Origin of the sequence: Clostridium sp. D5 (assembly GCF_000190355.1) — a bacterium.
Classification (GTDB): Bacteria; Bacillota; Clostridia; order Lachnospirales; family Lachnospiraceae; genus Faecalicatena; species Faecalicatena fissicatena_A.
Genome location: NZ_GL870812.1, coordinates 187566 through 203964, shown reverse-complemented (window position 1 = coordinate 203964; position 16399 = coordinate 187566). Strand labels below are relative to the sequence as shown.

The window sequence follows — 16399 nt, the reverse complement described above, 5'->3', positions numbered from 1 at the left end:
AGCAGAATACAAATTTCAAAAACAGGATATACTCGATTTTCATAAATTTTTATCGCTTTACTTCGAATGTATATTTGTATTTTATTATCTGATGCTGTTTTTAGTATCAAAATAGTATCAATCCTAGGGGGATTCAGCTTGTACTTGTATAAATTAATTTGCCCCTATCCCTCTCAAAATTATTTTTCATTTTATACAAGTTCTTCTGTATCAAAATCATCTTCTTGCAGTATATTTTCGAGTACATCTTCATCGATCTCAATACCATTTACAATATCATCTGCAATCACATCTATTACCGCATCATCTTTATCTGATTCTTCAACGTTTGGATTGCTTAATGACGTATCTCTAAGAGAATTCTTCATTTTCACGCAACAAGGTTTAAATGTTATAAACGTTAATCCACCGCCTATAGCTCCGCCAAGAACTGGAATTGCTTTCTTAAAGAATCCAGCAAAAACATCTTTTGTCATTTTAACACCAAACCATCTAGAAACGCTCTTTACAATTGGATAAATGGTTCCCTTGGTTAGTGCCTTCTTCATCAGTTGCTTTTCTACTCCATTTGCCAATGCCCTTGCCATTCCCTTAATTGCATTGTTTGCTCCAGCAGCGCCATACATAACTCCCATGCATAGAATAAGTATGTTTACTGTTTAATGCCTTTTCAAAATTATCGTCCGCTGACACCAAATTGTATTGTTCTCCAAAAATCCAATAATTTTGCTCTATAGTAGTTTGAATATGCAATCTTTCACTCGAAAATTTGCTATAATCAAATACCAATTTTTTAAGTAGTTCAATTATAGCGTATCTATTTTCTATCATCTTAATTGTAGAAATTATCCTGCTCATACTTGTTTTCTTTAGAACCCCTGCAAGTGAAGCCCTTTCTTCAGCGCTCAATACTGTTATGCTTTCAATAATAGTAATTATGTTTTCCCTTTCATCCGTATCTAATCTCCCCTACCTTTACCCAGCGTGTTCTTTCGTGAGCCAAGTGTTGTGTTTTAACTTCGGCTGCATATCTCTGGTGTAAACGGCCACAAATTCAGAAAATGTCATATCGAAACGACACAAAACACGTCCCCCGCTTCTCGTCTTTATAGGCTGCCATGCTGCCACTTCCCTTCTAATTCGCTTTTGTTATTCCATAAAACTTTTCTTCGTAACTTCCAGCTTACCCTTCTTGCGATAGTAAGAAAACCTTTTGCTTCTAATTCTTCATTCATCTGTCGTACCAGTTTGTAGGCAAATGGTTTTGAGATGCCTAATTCTTCTGCAATTTCCCCGGCTGTTACAAATAAAGTGTTGTTCAATAATGAATCTCCTTTTTGATTTACGGCTTCCGTTTGTATCGTCTGTTGCCAGTGTTTCAACTGACCTCAACCGCTCATACGGCTATGGGATTGCTCCTTTTTGAGATTCCTACCATTTACAGGAGGTATGTTTCCACAACTGTATTTTTAGAAATTGTGAGTTTACAGAAATAAATTCATATAAATCAAAAAAATTAACTACAGTTCCTGAATTAACTCAAGGTTTTAGTGCTTGTGAAATTTATAATTGTCTTTTTAAAAGATGTTGCTTAGAAAATATTTTTTTTAGTATTGGCAGATTAATTCATACCTCTTTTGATAATATGTTATTTTTTAAATGTATATTTCATAGAATTTGTTTTAATAATGTGGAGTTTATAGGTAAAACTATTTTGAATCAGACATCTATTTTCTCCCCATCACGTAATTTTAATATTGCATTCCGTATTACTATGGAAGATTTTAGTATTGACTCAAGATGTAAAATCACTGCTTTTTCATTTCATGATATAGTCAATTTTTCTAATATACGATAACTTAAAATATACAAAATATGGAAAAGTTCTATATATGAAGAAGTAGCCAACACCTATTATTCTATAGAACAAATATGGGCTTCTAATCATATTCGAGAAGAAGATAAGCATATTGCTAATTTTTATTATCAGCGTAAGAAAGCAGAAACAAGAAGTAAAAAAGGCATATCCGCTATACCTTGTTTTTTACTAGAATCAACTATTGTATATGGCGAGAAACCTTCTAGGGCTTTTATAAGTATCACTTTATTGATATTTTTATTTAGTATTATTTATATGTTTACAGGCTTCACTGCTACTTCATCAAAACCACCAATAAACTACTTTTATAATTTCAATTTTTCATTTAACTTTCAGTTATTAAATGATTGGTTTCAGAGTTTATTTTATAGTTTCTTTACACTTATAACCGTAGGGCAAGGAAGTGCATCCCCTTCATCAAGTGCCACACAATTTGCTATGTCGATTGAATTATTATGTGGTTCGATTTTAATGACCTTATTTACCGCAACCTTATTCAGAAAGTATACTAAATAAAATCATTTTATGATATAGGTATCAAAAGGGTATCACGCCACACACAAAGAGCCGGAAAGTCCGCTATCTAAGCGGCTTCCCGGCTCCCTATCTACTATTCAAACTCGGCAAGTTCAATGCTTGTATTAAGCATATCTATTTAGCTTTCGCATATTAACTGCCTTTATTTTATCTCTATTACACATTTTATTTTGACTTACTGATTTTCTGTTGCCACTCTGCTATTATACACAAACCACTTCAACAATTCAATTCTTTTATCAGAACAAAATACTTGTAATATCTTGGTATCTGTCAATCACACGATATATCTCAATACAATCTTTTTTGATAAGATAAAGTGTGATATAGTTTCCATGTATCAGATACTTATAATTCGTTTTGAAGCTTACTCGCTTTGACAAATCTGCTCCCATTGTCGGGAATTGCTGTAGATTTTCAAAGCTTTTGTAAATTTCGTCTACTGTCTTTCTTGCTGCTTCCGCATTGTCCTCTGCGATATAATCCCGAATTGCTTTCAAATCAGCCGCTACAAGAGGATTAATCCTTAGTTTCATCAATCGTTATTCCTCCATTGCAGACTTCAGTTCATCAAGGCTCATCCAACCTTTTCCATCTGTAACAGCTTCTTCTGCTTCCTGCAATTTAGCTAACAACTTTTTCTCTGCTCTGTCTTTTTCATAATCCTCTATATCAAGGACTACAAATTTTCCTCTACCATTTTTCGTTAAGAAAACCGGCTCTCCTACCTGACAATTTTTAAGCACTTCATTATAGTTTCTTAAATCAGATACTGGTAAAATACTGGACATATCATCATCTCCTTCTCTGACACATATTATTTCTGCTTACATCTTTATTATACAAAAAGATGCTGTAAAATTCAACTTAAGATTTTACAGCATCCATGTTTTTGTTTAATTGAACATAAAATGAATATTTTTATCATTGTACTATATCTTGTGCTGTTTTCCTATTTCTTTTAAAGGATTTTATTTCTCGCACCACTGGTGTGATTTTTTGCAACTAATTTTTTATAATCTTATCCCTGCAACACATTATGTCCCCAATTATCACCTTTCACTTTTTTCCTTTTTCTTGAGCTCACGCATTTTTGAATCCGTATGATCTGCAATCCATCTAATAATGCGATATTTCTTTCCGAACTTAAAATGCAAATATTTATTAAATGTCCTTAACACTATATCAAAATATTCATTTTGAAATTTATTAACCATTTCCCATTCTAACTCTGAAATAATATCTATTTTTGTATAGTGAATATTGTTACGCAACTTTCTATTTACTTTAAATGCAGCTTTTTCATTAATACTATCCTCTATTTCTCTTTTGATTTCTTCAACCATTGGAGTGTCCAAATTTTTAATGTTACTTCCGAATTGTTCAATTAACATTGCTTTAAGTTCCATCAATGAATGCGATATATTTATACAAAAGTCCTTTGTTTCAATTCTAAAGTTAGGAATAAAATTATCAATCCCCCAATTCTTTTTCTTGAAGGCTCTGAAAACTTTCTTCTATTAGCTTTTCAGGAATCTGTGCCAATGAATTAAATGTATCTACTTTGACTTTGTCCATGTTTGCCCAATCCCAGAAACTAAAATTTATAGCATATAATTTTTTTTCATCTGCCTTTTCAGTTGTAAGAACTAAATCATACATATAATGTTCAAAATCAATCCCCATCTCCTCTCTTAGCTTTTGCGTATGACTCCCACCTATTAAAGCATTTTTCTTTAGAAATCTCAAACGAAACTCTTCAAGTAATTTTTTAACATCTTTACTAACTGCTGCACGTTCTATTAAATCCGCCTTTATTAATTCATGTAAAAATACAGAATAAAAATACACTTCCACATATCCATACAATTCTTGTATGAAAATATTTTTTACCTTACTCTGTGTTTGAAAACATAAATACAAAGTAAACATATCTTGTATTACTTCTGTTGCTACATCTTTCTTTTTATCCATTATAAATTTTTCTACACTCTCCTTAAAGTCCTCTGTATGTCTCAATATTGTTTTTCCACATCTTAAAATTAGCACACACTTTTTCTAAAACCTTTTCCTTGGCAACAATAATTTTAAATTTTAAAATGTAATTTGTGATAAAATAGCAAATGACAGGCAATCCTTAGACTACCTGCCATATAAAATAAATTATATACACTTGTATCACTCAAATTCTATCGTCCCCGGCGGTTTCCCCGTCAGATCATAGAAGACCCGATTCACATGATCCACCTCATTCACAATCCTGCTTGTCACCCGATGCAGCACCTCCCAAGGCACTTCCGCCGACTCCGCAGTCATAAAGTCGATCGTATTCACCGCCCGCAGTGCCACCGCATAGTCATAGGTTCTCTCGTCCCCCATCACCCCAACAGACCGCATATTCGTCAATGCAGCAAAATACTGGCCAACAATCTTATTCATCCCGGCCGCATCCATCTCTTCGCGGTAAATCGCATCCGCATCCTGTACGATCTTCACCTTCTCAGCCGTGATCTCTCCGATTATCCTGATCCCCAGTCCCGGTCCCGGGAATGGCTGCCGAAATACAAGTCTCTCCGGAATTCCAAGTTCCAGCCCGGCTTTACGCACTTCATCCTTAAACAAGTCTCTCAGAGGCTCTATTATCTCTTTAAAATCAACATAATCCGGTAACCCGCCTACATTGTGGTGAGACTTTATCACCGCGGATTCACCGCCCAGACCGCTCTCTACCACATCCGGATATATGGTCCCTTGTACGAGGAAATCGACTGCCCCAATCTTCTGAGCCTCTTCCTCAAATACACGGATAAACTCTTCGCCGATAATCTTCCGTTTTTCTTCCGGCTCAACTGCTCCTGCAAGCTTACTGTAAAATCTCTCCTGCGCATTGACCCGGATAAAGTTCAAATCATAATGCCCTTCGGGTCCAAAGACTGCTTCCACCTCGTCCCCTTCATCCTTCCTTAAAAGACCATGATCCACGAAAACACAGGTGAGCTGCGATCCAATAGCTTCTGACAGCATGACTGCTGCCACAGAAGAATCCACACCACCGGAAAGCGCACAGAGTACTTTGCCTGTTCCTACTTTTTCCCTGATTGATTTTATCGTCTCTTCTACAAATGCATCCATTTTCCAGTCACCGGCACAGCCGCAGACATTTTTCACAAAGTTGTTGATCATCTTTGTGCCTTCCACCGTATGCAGCACTTCCGGATGGAACTGAATCGCATAAAGTCCGTCCTCTTCCCTCTCCGCTGCAGCCGTCGGGCAGTCCGCCGTATGAGCAGTAACCTCAAATCCCGGCGCCGCCTGGGAAATATAATCAAAGTGGCTCATCCAGCAGATCGTCGGTGTCGATACCCCGGCAAATACTTTAGAGCCCGGTTTATCAATCATCACTTCCGTCTTACCATACTCGCGCACGTCTGCATGTTCTACTCTTCCGCCCAGTACATGCATCATAAGCTGTGCCCCATAGCACAGGCCAAGAACCGGAATCCCCAGCTCGAAAAGCTCTTTTGTATAAGTCGGAGAGTCCTCCTCATAACAGCTGTTCGGGCCACCTGTCAAAATAATTCCCTTAGGGTTCATTTCTTTGATTTTCTCTATATCTGTTCTATAAGAATAGATTTCACAATACACGTTGCATTCTCTGACACGCCTTGCGACTAACTGATTATACTGCCCTCCGAAATCCAGGACAATCACTAATTCGTTTTTCAAATTTATCCTCCTGTTAACATCCAATATCTAAACCTGTTTTAGATTTACTTTCCTATTATAAGGTAGCGTTTTATGATTTACAAGACTCTCTTATCAAAAAATCAGTTAATATGCCTGTTTCCTGTTACTTTCCAGGTCGTGCCGTACGTTACGCTGCTGGATATTGCAACCAATAAAATAATGGTTTCAGGGCATCCATAGCCTGTTTCCAGATCTCATTTCCAGCCAAATCCAGCCGGCATATTATGTTTGAACTATTATTTTCCCTCTTTTTTCCTGCTTATATACTCCGCATAAGTTTCCATTTTCCACCATGATACCTGATCATCATGAAGACGGCACGGAAGCACCAGTCAATTACCATAGCCACCCAGATACCGAACACACCAAGTCCCATGTATCTTCCGAGAATATAACTGAAAACAATTCTAAAGATCCACATAGAAGCAATGGATATAATCATCGTTACCTTTGCATCTCCGGCGGCCCGCAATGTTGACGGCACTGAAAATGCCATTGGCCAGATAATCATACAGCTGATGCTGTGGAAATACAGGATCTGTTTTGTTGTCTCCGCCGTCAGGTCCGACAGATGGTAAGCCCTTAATATCAGCGGCAGCAGCAGGAAAATCACTGCATTCATGACCCAGATAAGCGCATACACAATTCCTACAAGCTTCTTAGTATAATAGTGTGCCTGCTCGTAATCTCCGGCTCCTACACACCGGGCGATAACGGAAGTGATCGCCAGATTCAGCGCCATTCCCGGAAGTATCTGGAACAGGGCTACCGCGTTGCTTACCGCATTTGCCGCGATTGCATAGGTACCGAATGTAGACACCAGGCTCAGCACCAGTATTTTTCCCAGCTGGAACATGCTGTTTTCCAGACCGTTGGGAACACCGATCGACATCATCCTGCGTATCATCCGCCAGTCCGGCCGGTAGCGCAGGCTCCGGCTGATATGCAGCTGGCGTTTCTGATCGGCCAGCAGCACGGTGATCAGAACTGCTGCCACGATCCTGGATACAAGCGTAGGGATTGCAACGCCTTCTGTTCCGCGGTGAAAACCGTATATCAGAATCGCATTTCCGCCGATATTGATAATATTCATAATGATGGATACCTGCATGGATACCTTTGAATTTCCCATGGCCCGGAATGTGGCGGCCCCGGCATTGTATAATGCCATAAATGGAATCGATGCTGATACGATCAGCAGATATGTATTCGCATGTGCCATAACGTCCGCGTCGATTGCTCCGAACACCACATGCAGGATAAACCATTTTCCGCAGTAAATAATGGCCATGATGCCCACCGCCACGATTGTAATAAACCATACAATCTGGTTGGAGGCTTCGCATGCGGATTTGTCATTCTTCTGCCCCAGATACTGCCCGGATATAACCGCGCCGCCGGTAGCCAGGGCGGCGAAGGCATTAATAAACAGTACCATAATGTTGTCAACCAGTGACACACCAGATACTGCCGCCTCTCCAACGCTCGCTATCATAATAGAATCCGCCATACCGACCAGTACTGCAAGAAGCTGCTCGATAATCAGCGGAATAATCAATGCTCTCAGTGCCTTATTGTCAAATAGACAGGCACTTCTGTCTTTTTTGTTTTTCATACTCTCATTCCCACTGCTCTTTCATCCCCGATAACCTTGTTACACTTTGCTGTTTTATTGCAGACAGCTTTTACTGTCGTGCTGCATTTTACAATTCCTTTACCTGCCCAAAACAAAAACTTCTCAGCGCGTATCATTATACGCCGAGAAGTTTTAAGATGCAAGTAATACACTCTGTTTGATTAATATCGTCCTTATTCCGCAGTTTTATTAAGCCTCCGCGCTGCCGGGTATTATGCCGCTGCGTACTTGGAGATCTCCTGTTTCAGTTCTTCGCAGTCCTCATCATAGATCTTCAGTTCAATCGGATTATTGAAGCCAAGATTCATAATTCCAAGGATAGACTTGGCATCTACAACAAATCTGCCTCTCTTCATATCCATATTAAAAGGATACTTTGCAACCTTGTTTACGAAATCAAGCACTTCTTCAGGATTCTGAAATTTTATCATCATTTCACTCATTGTTTTCTCTCCTTTTTCAGATTATCTATTATATCTTTCATTAGCTTCTGCTTTCATGTTATCGACATCATAGCACAATTTTTTCCATATACAAGGACGAAATTTCTGAAAAAGGTAGAAATATTTAATGGACTGACTTACGAAACTCATTTGGAAGCATACCTACTTCCTCTTTGAATACCTTGCTCATATACTTGGGATCGGAATATCCGGCCAGTTCTGCGATCTGATTCAGCTTCAGGTGTGTATCCGTCAGAAGCTGCGTTACTTTCTCGATCCTCAGTTTCCGGATTGTCTCGGAAAATGTGGTGCCGGTCTCTTTTTTGAACTGTGCGCTCAGATATTCCTCGGATACAAACAGCTTATTGGCTACTTCCTCCAGAGTAATGCCCTGATCGTAGTATTTCCGGATCATCTGCTGGGCCTTCTGTACGAGGACACTGACCGGGACTTCTTCTTCCTCGTGGAAGCCCAGATCAAGCAGTGCAAAGAATTTTTCCAGGCTGCGTTTTATCTGATCCCAGCTTACTGCCTCAGATACTTCCCCCAGTATCCCCTGTATCTGCAGTTCCGCATCCAGTTCCTGAATATTGCCTCGTGAATTTGCTACGGCCCAGTTAAAACGTATCAGGGACTTTTTTATTTCTTCGGGCAAATGCGGAGCCTCCGGATAATATCGGAACAGATTACGGTAACATTCCTTTAATGTTTCCCAATCGCCCCGCTTCATCGCCTGGCAGGCCTTGTCTTCCAGCTCCGCGGGATGCTTCAGCGGGACAACTTTTATTTTTTCGATCTCTTCTTTTCTGAGCAGGGTTCCCTTATTTAAAAGAAGATTCCACTCCTTTTCTTTCTGCATCTCGCCGACAGCTTCCGGCAGATCCAGGATACGATTCAGACTTTTCCAGATACAGACCACAGGACTCTTCAGATTACTGCACAGCATGGGCACCACCGAATTCTGGAAATACTCATATAAACTGCATTCCGCGGGAAGCCGGTAGAGAATCATCAACAGCATCTGCCAGCCATCGGCCTCTATTACGGATGAATCAAACTTTACCGTATGTGCCCCCACATTCTCCAGCATATCTTTTGCCGCCTTTTTCTGCTCTTCATACCCGTCTCCCAGCCATAGAACGAAGACCTCTGCGGGATCCTCCACGGAGAATCCGTATTTTTCCCTTGTCATATTATGAAACTGCCTGTCCGGAGTCAGCTGTCCGTTCAGACAGCCAATAAAAATACTGGAAGCAGTAAATACTTTATCCTGGCTTTTCTCTTTATTCAGCGTCTCCTCTATCTGCCGCAGCGCCCTCTTCAGCTCAGGTATCTTGATTGGCTTCAGCAGATAATTTTCTATATTAAGCTCGATAGCCTGTTTGGCATAATTAAAATCTGAATAGGCGGACAGAATCAGCACCTTGCAGCCATTTTGCTCCTCACGGAGCTTTCTGAGCATCGTAAGTCCGTCCATTTTTGGCATCTGTATATCCAGTATAACCAGATCCGGCTCCATTCTCCGGATCAGCTCATACCCTGCTTTTCCATCTTCGGCCTTACCGGCCAGTTCATAGTCCGGATTGATTTTATGTAATATCTTTGCAAGACCTTCTCTGATCGGCGCTTCATCTTCCACAATTACAATTCTCACTGCAGTTCCTCCTTCCTTGGTACAAACAGATGCACCTTCGTCCAGCTGCCCAGCATACCTTCAAAATAAATGGTAGCATCATCCCCATAGTACAGCTTCAGGCGCTTCCTGACATTTGTAATTCCCACGTGCCCATCCATATCCTGCTGCTCGTCATTCAGTCTTTTCAATGTCTCCGGCGTGATGCCACAGCCATTATCTTCTATAATAATGTGGATCTGTTCTTCCGTCTGGCGCATCACAATCGTCAGACGGCATTCTCCGTCCTTTCCGCCAAATCCATGTTTAATCGAATTCTCCACAAAGGGCTGAAGCAGCAGTTTGTGAATCCTATATCCCATCATTTCTTCCGGCACCTGTTTCTCTATCTTCATTGGTTTTCCGAGTTTTGCTCCCTGCAGCATACAGTAATGCTCCAGCCAGCCCAGCTCCTGCCGCACCGTAGTAAGCCCGCCTGCATTCTTTACCGTATAGCGCAGAATGTCGGCAAGTGCCCCTACCATTTCGCTGATATCATATTGCTCATTCTCGATCGCTTTCCAGTTGATCGTATCCAGTGTATTGTACAGAAAATGCGGATCTATCTGTGCTTCCAAAGCCGACAGTTCGGCATTCTTCTGCTCCACAACCGCCGCTTTCACCTGGCCTATCAGATTGTCAATGTGGATGACCATCTCATTGAACCCGGTACCGATTCTCCGTATTTCCGGCGGCATACGCTGTGGGACCGCAATGCTGACGCTAAAATCGCCCTCCTCCAGCTCATTCATGGCTGACACCAGCGAATCCACTGCCGACAGATACGACTTGGTTGACAGATAGATCAGAAATACCATAATCACACAGGACGCCACTGCAATCACAAACAGAAACAGCATCTGCTCCCAGATTGCCCTGTTATAATCGGCCAGCGGCTGCTCATTCCAGATGGTAAATCCGCTTTTGTCATTCACCATACTGGTATATTTATTCTCTATCGAATCCTTCTGAAAGGTAAACTTTTTTCCGATATCAGATGCCTCCGGAGAACTGATTACGGTATTCCCATCCAGCAGGTAAGACGCATTATACGTTCCGGAAACCAGGGCATCTTTAATCTGCTCTTCATTAATGCTGATTACCACGATCCCCAGGGGTTCATTAATATTTCTGTAGTCTATCAGTTTCCTGCCTATCTGAAATAAATACGTTTTCTTTTCATTTGCAGACACCGGTGTCGTAATCCCCTGGTAAACATAACCTTTCTCAATTTCAGGGATGGTTACTTTATCCGCCCATATACTGTTTGAAGAGGAAGAGTTCAGCCGGTCGTAAAAAATAATGCGCCCGTTCCTGAGTAAAATCGTGATCCCTTCCACCCCAGGATTACTGTTGCAGATATGGCTCAGCTCATGCCGCAGCGTACTGCTGTTCACATCCAGGTCATCCTGTTCGCTTATGATTTCCAGAACTGTATCTATAATCGTATCATCGGTACACATATCATACAGGATAGTCTCATACTTGTCTAACACCATGTTCAGGCACTGATTGGAGTTGTAAAGATTGCTGCTGATACGGCCGTCTATATTATCCTGCAGACTGCTCCTGAGTCTCATCTGTGAAACAAAAGCGAACAGGCAGACCGGTATCAGCGCTGCCAGCAGAAAACCGAGGGACATCCTTGTTCTCAGAGTTCTTTCCCGTTTCATAAGTGTCCCCTCCTGATCTCAGCCATCCTTTCGGCCGCCTCGCCCAGGATTTCATCTTCCGTCTTCTCCCCGATAATTGCCTCTCCCATTGCATCCGTAAGTACTCTGGATATGTAGGGCCATTCCACGGAGAACTCTCTTGTCCTGGCAGATTTGACAATCTCAATCATACTGCGTTTTAACGGATCTTCCGCATATTGGTTCTCAAGCACATCCTGCCGGGGCGCCATATAGGCAGACCGCTCCATATAGGAAACCATTCTGTCCTTATCGCTGACATACCGTAAAAATTTGACCGCTGCATCCTGGTGCGCTCCCTTTGTAACACCAAATACTTCCCCTCCAAGTACCGATATCCGGGTTCCGTCATCCGCGGCAGGAAGCGTTGTCACGCCATATTTCAGATAGGGGCTGGCATCCCTGATGGAATCAATCATTGTTGTGGAGTTCACCATCATCGCTATATTTCCCTCAACAAACTGCTGCAGCAGGTCTCCTTCCGTCAGACTGATCGTCTGTCTGCTCATAGCCCCGGATTCTGTCAGCCGGCGCAGAAGCTGGAATGCCTGTCTGCTTTCACTGGAATCCAGTGAGTCAACATCTCCACCCATGGACCATAAAAGCGGAAGAAAACTATATACGCTTTCCTCGCTTTGCACTGCAGGCAGGGCAAAACCACAATGTCCGTCCGCAGACAGCTTCACTGCGGTATCGTAGAGTTCCCGCCATGTCTCAGGCACTTTGGCCCCGTGTGCATCCATAATCTTCTTATTGTAATAGAGCACAGTGCAGTTCATTCCATATGGCAGCCCCATCATCCTGCCGTCCACACTGCAGGCTTCCTTCACTTCCGGCAGATACTCCTCCAGCCCTTCAATCTCACCGGTCAGATCTGAAAAAGGCTCCATTGCATGTAAGTAATGAAAATCCGATGAATCTACCAGTGCCAGATCGGGCATGTTGCCGTCCGCCATGCTGAGAGCCAGACGTTTCTTAAAATCCTCATCCGGTACATACTGGGTGGATACTTCGATCTCATCCTGAATACGGTTGAATCCATTTACCAGATTTGCCAGTTCTTTTTTATCGTAGCTCTGGCTCCAGTAATACCAGAGTGTAATCTCTTCTTTTTCTGTTTTTACAGTTTGTTCTTCCTTCGCACATCCTGCTGTCCCCCCTGCCAGTAAAAGAGCAAGCAGAAGTGCGCAGATTCTATTATATCTCTTCACAGCCATTTCTCCCCTTTGTGTTCAAGCTGAATCAGTTTATATTCTACAGTAGATATTATACCATAATCACAGACCCCCTGAAACCCCTCAGGCACCTGGCCGCCGCCTCTTGTATTTACAAAGAGTGTTTGAAGAGCCCCGCCTGTTTCCTGACACAATAAAATGCACCTTAAGTACCGAGCCTGAAGTATTCGGCGCTAAAGGTGCATCCTATTTGTAATTCTCTTTTTCACTTTAGTGCTGATGCAGATACTTTTCTCTGGTAGCAAGTCCGCCGCGTATATGACGCTCAGACTTATTCATGTCCAACACTTTTCGTGCCTCTCCCGCCAAACCAGGATTAATCTGAAGGAGCCGTTCCGTCACATCCTTATGTACCGTACTCTTGCTGATTCCGAACTGTTTCGCCGTCTGCCGCACTGTGGCACTGTTATCTATGATATAATTGGCGATTTCCACGGCTCTTTCTTCAATATAATCTTTCAAAAAAATCCCCCTGCAATCATTGTTTTTACAATGTATGCGCGGGGGAGAAAGAGTATGACTTGCTAATTGCCACATGATTGTTTTCTTTTCATACAAGCGGTAGGAACTGACTCGGATTAATTCACTGCAGAAAATCTTTTATACTTTCTCATAGAGTATCTGCCCCTCCTTATGAATTAAATCTCTAAGTTCCTGGTCTGTCATCTTTTTACTTCAAATCCCAGCTCTTCCAGCATCTGCATATCCTGCTCTATGGTAATCCCCGCCGTGGTAAGCATATCTCCTGTAATAGCAGCATTGGCACCGGACCGGAAGCACCTTCTCCCTTTATCTGCCATCAGCCCGCGCCCGCCCGCAAGACGGATAAACGCATCCGGCACCAGGAACCGGAAGACCGCCGTTATCCTGCACATGTCGTCTACAGTCAGCCGGGGATTCTTTTCGTAAGGAGTGCCTGGAATCGGATTCAGCATATTCACCGGAATGGAACGTACGCCCAGTTCTCTGACTGTGACTGCCAGATCAATCCGGTCCTCCATCGTCTCCCCCAGCCCGACAATCCCTCCGCTGCAAACGTTCAGTCCCGCGCGCCGTGCTGCTTTGACTGTATCGATCTTCTCTTCGTAGGAGTGGGTTGTACAGACCTCTGGAAAATAATTTTCGGAGGTCTCCAGATTATTATGTACGCGGCTTGCCCCCGCTTCTCTGATCTTTTTAAACGCAGCCTCATCTAAAAGCCCGAAGGAAACACAGACTGAGATATCCACATTCTCCCTGATCGTTCGGATACTTTTACACACTGCATCCACCTCACTGTGGTCAAGTCTTTTCCCGGATGTTACGATAGAATATCTCATAACTCCCCGTTCTGCGTTATATTTTGCCTGTTCCAGCAGCTGGTCTGTGTTCATAAGAGGATAACTCTCAACCTCTGTGGAATAAAATGCGGACTGCGCGCAATACTTACAGTTTTCGGAACATTTTCCATTTTTACCGTTGATGATTGTGCACAGATCGAATTGATTTCCGCAGAACTTCTGCCGGATCTCGTCCGCTGCGTCACATAAAGGATCAAGCGGCATTTCCGCCAGCTGCAGGGCGTCCTCTTTTGAAAGCAGTTCACCGGCCAGCACTCTGTTTTTCATTTCCTTCAGTAAGTTTTCCATTGTTTTGTCTCCCTTATTGTCATTCTTACCGTTTATATTATAGAATGCCTTTACAATTGTCAACATTTCTCTTCTGCAAGTTTACATTTCCCGCAGAATATTATTGCTATGCAAAAAGTTCTTCATAAAGTCTTTTCGCATAATTATCTGTCATACCGCTGATATAATCGGTAATCATTAAAATCCTTAAATACAGTTTTTCATCTTCGCTTTTTCCGACAGATTGGTTCCGATACATGGATTTATAAAATTCCGATACCGTATCCATAATTCTTCTGTCAATATAGCTGCTTTTCCCATTCGTGTCATACCCAATTGCTGCCGGCATAAACTGGTCCAGCAGGGAATTGATCACGCGCCGTCCAAATAATTCTCTTCGGGTTTTCACCGAGCTGGTATAGATTTTCCTTTCACTCAGATCCGAGACTGCCTTAATTATATAACCGGACACAGTATCATGAAACAGATCCCCATCAAAATCGCCCTGCATGATCTGGCTGTAGTTTTTAACAAAGGTTTGCCCCGCATCTCTTATCATCATTCCCTGTATGTACTGATTCCATCTTTGCACAGCCGCCAGCCCCGGTTTTTTGGTATTTTTTGTAACCTCCTCCTGAAACATTTCCGTCAGTTTATGAATGCATTGGCAAACCTCCTGCCTGTTTTGCGCATCCCCTTCAAAACTCCTCAGGCACCGTTCAAATGTATCCATGACCTGCTCGAAACTGATCACTTTCTTTACCATTGCGTCTTCCAAATCAGAGGTCCGATATGCGATATCGTCAGCCGCTTCCAGAAGATAAGAAAGCGGATGGCGGCAGCCGTTCATCCCGGTTTCACGGTTTACTGCATCAAATAATTCCTTCTCAGAAAAGTTATAGCCGATTTTCTTATAATGATTTGGATTACAATTCCTTAGTTTATCGGAGGAAATCGGATATTTGATGATGGTTCCCAATACACTGTATGAGAGATTAAATCCATTTTCTTTTCCTAAATACGGGGTCTTTGATAACAGGCGTATAGACTGTGCATTTCCTTCAAAAGTATACAGATCCTGAAGCTGCCAGTTTGACAACATCTCCGTCACTTTTCGATCTCCAAGGGTTAAACCTTCCAGATTGGTCTGAAACCACTCCCGAATCGTGTATTCCCCGAAATGGCCAAAGGGCGGATTGCCTATGTCGTGAACCAGACCTGCGCACAGAAGCACTTCCGAAAGCTCCTTCTCGGAATGTTCTTCAAACCATTGATCCTGTTTACACTCTTTTACTTTTGCAAACGCATATTCCCCCAGTTTCTTCCCAATCGCCGACACCTCTAAAGAGTGCGTCAGACGTGTTCTCACATAATCATCATCATCGAGTGGAAAGACCTGCGCCTTATCCTGCAGTCTGCGGAAAAGAGTGCTGCATATAATAGTATCATAATCGTTCCTGTACGCAATGCCGCCCTCTTGTTCCGTTTCAACAAAATGATTTTTTGAAAGTAATGTCTTCCATTCCATAAATCTCATCTCCTTCCTAAAGACCTACAAAAGTTCGTTTCCGTTTTTACATACTTCGTAGATTTCGTCATATTTATCTTCCAACAAAGGTTTCCGTTTTTGCTTTTGTTTTTTAAAGCGCTTTATAGATAAAATAAGGAAGAATCCATCCTGCAAATCCAGGAACAGCAAGCAGAGCGCATAGCACTATCGGCGGATGAACCTAGCTTACCGTGAGCCGGGACGGACTGTGAAAAGCACCTGTCCTGTTGGAAATACTTTTAGCGAGCATAGCGGCAGTTAGAGGAAATCCGCGAAATCAGCCAGAAAAAATCTGCTTCCGAAGCAGATTTTTAGAACGCCTGAGGCGTTTAATCATCAGATTAAACGGTGAATGCGTTCGGTTCTGGCTGATTTTGCGGATTTCCTCTTACTGCCGCTTGGC

At 42.2% G+C, this 16399-nt stretch carries 16 protein-coding genes; all 16 read right to left on the bottom strand.

Annotated elements, in window-relative coordinates; all coding sequences use genetic code 11:
* Nucleotides 1–191: 191 nt before the first annotated feature.
* The 16 genes from HMPREF0240_RS11085 to HMPREF0240_RS11015 all read right to left on the bottom strand — a co-directional run bounded on the left by HMPREF0240_RS11085 (nt 192) and on the right by HMPREF0240_RS11015 (nt 15975).
* Nucleotides 192–626, bottom strand: a complete 435-nt coding sequence (locus HMPREF0240_RS11085) for a hypothetical protein (protein ID WP_050794532.1) — start codon at nt 624–626, stop codon at nt 192–194.
* Between the two features lie 349 nt (nt 627–975).
* Complete coding sequence (locus tag HMPREF0240_RS25000; RefSeq protein WP_242833336.1) at nt 976–1029, bottom strand: hypothetical protein; 54 nt, start codon at nt 1027–1029, stop codon at nt 976–978.
* A 77-nt stretch (nt 1030–1106) separates the two neighbouring features.
* Nucleotides 1107–1322 carry a MarR family transcriptional regulator gene (locus tag HMPREF0240_RS11080; RefSeq protein WP_009003510.1) on the bottom strand — a complete coding sequence of 72 codons (216 nt, stop codon included), beginning with the start codon at nt 1320–1322 and terminating at the stop codon, nt 1107–1109.
* A 1333-nt stretch (nt 1323–2655) separates the two neighbouring features.
* Entirely contained in the window at nt 2656–2952 is a 297-nt protein-coding gene (locus HMPREF0240_RS11075) for a type II toxin-antitoxin system RelE/ParE family toxin (RefSeq protein ID WP_347462593.1), read from the bottom strand.
* 6 nt (nt 2953–2958) lie between these two features.
* The gene (locus HMPREF0240_RS11070; protein ID WP_009003508.1) at nt 2959–3207 is read right to left on the bottom strand and encodes a type II toxin-antitoxin system prevent-host-death family antitoxin; all 249 of its coding nucleotides are present in this window, start codon (nt 3205–3207) and stop codon (nt 2959–2961) included.
* Between the two features lie 261 nt (nt 3208–3468).
* A complete protein-coding gene (locus HMPREF0240_RS11065) occupies nt 3469–3810 on the bottom strand; it encodes a hypothetical protein (RefSeq protein WP_035313115.1) in 342 nt (113 codons plus the stop codon).
* 79 nt (nt 3811–3889) lie between these two features.
* A complete protein-coding gene (locus HMPREF0240_RS11060) occupies nt 3890–4390 on the bottom strand; it encodes a hypothetical protein (protein ID WP_035313113.1) in 501 nt (166 codons plus the stop codon).
* Nucleotides 4391–4594: 204 nt separating this feature from the next.
* The gene (guaA, locus tag HMPREF0240_RS11055) at nt 4595–6142 is read right to left on the bottom strand and encodes a glutamine-hydrolyzing GMP synthase (protein ID WP_009003505.1); all 1548 of its coding nucleotides are present in this window, start codon (nt 6140–6142) and stop codon (nt 4595–4597) included.
* A 280-nt stretch (nt 6143–6422) separates the two neighbouring features.
* Nucleotides 6423–7778, bottom strand: coding sequence for an MATE family efflux transporter (locus HMPREF0240_RS11050; RefSeq protein WP_009003504.1), 1356 nt, complete (start codon nt 7776–7778; stop codon nt 6423–6425).
* Nucleotides 7779–8011: 233 nt separating this feature from the next.
* Nucleotides 8012–8242 carry an HPr family phosphocarrier protein gene (locus HMPREF0240_RS11045; RefSeq protein ID WP_009003503.1) on the bottom strand — a complete coding sequence of 77 codons (231 nt, stop codon included), beginning with the start codon at nt 8240–8242 and terminating at the stop codon, nt 8012–8014.
* Nucleotides 8243–8366: 124 nt separating this feature from the next.
* Entirely contained in the window at nt 8367–9896 is a 1530-nt protein-coding gene (locus HMPREF0240_RS11040; RefSeq protein WP_009003502.1) for a response regulator, read from the bottom strand.
* Nucleotides 9893–11587, bottom strand: coding sequence for a sensor histidine kinase (locus tag HMPREF0240_RS11035; RefSeq protein ID WP_009003501.1), 1695 nt, complete (start codon nt 11585–11587; stop codon nt 9893–9895). The genes HMPREF0240_RS11040 and HMPREF0240_RS11035 overlap by 4 nt, the downstream gene beginning before the upstream one ends.
* Entirely contained in the window at nt 11584–12816 is a 1233-nt protein-coding gene (locus tag HMPREF0240_RS11030; RefSeq protein WP_009003500.1) for an extracellular solute-binding protein, read from the bottom strand. Before HMPREF0240_RS11030 ends, HMPREF0240_RS11035 begins: the two co-directional genes overlap by 4 nt.
* 234 nt (nt 12817–13050) lie before the next feature.
* On the bottom strand, nt 13051–13302 hold the full coding sequence (gene spoIIID / locus HMPREF0240_RS11025; protein ID WP_035313108.1) for a sporulation transcriptional regulator SpoIIID: 252 nt from the start codon (nt 13300–13302) through the stop codon (nt 13051–13053).
* Nucleotides 13303–13502: 200 nt separating this feature from the next.
* Nucleotides 13503–14468, bottom strand: a complete 966-nt coding sequence (gene bioB / locus HMPREF0240_RS11020; protein WP_009003497.1) for a biotin synthase BioB — start codon at nt 14466–14468, stop codon at nt 13503–13505.
* 106 nt (nt 14469–14574) lie between these two features.
* Nucleotides 14575–15975 carry a deoxyguanosinetriphosphate triphosphohydrolase gene (locus tag HMPREF0240_RS11015; protein WP_009003496.1) on the bottom strand — a complete coding sequence of 467 codons (1401 nt, stop codon included), beginning with the start codon at nt 15973–15975 and terminating at the stop codon, nt 14575–14577.
* Nucleotides 15976–16399 lie beyond the last annotated feature (424 nt).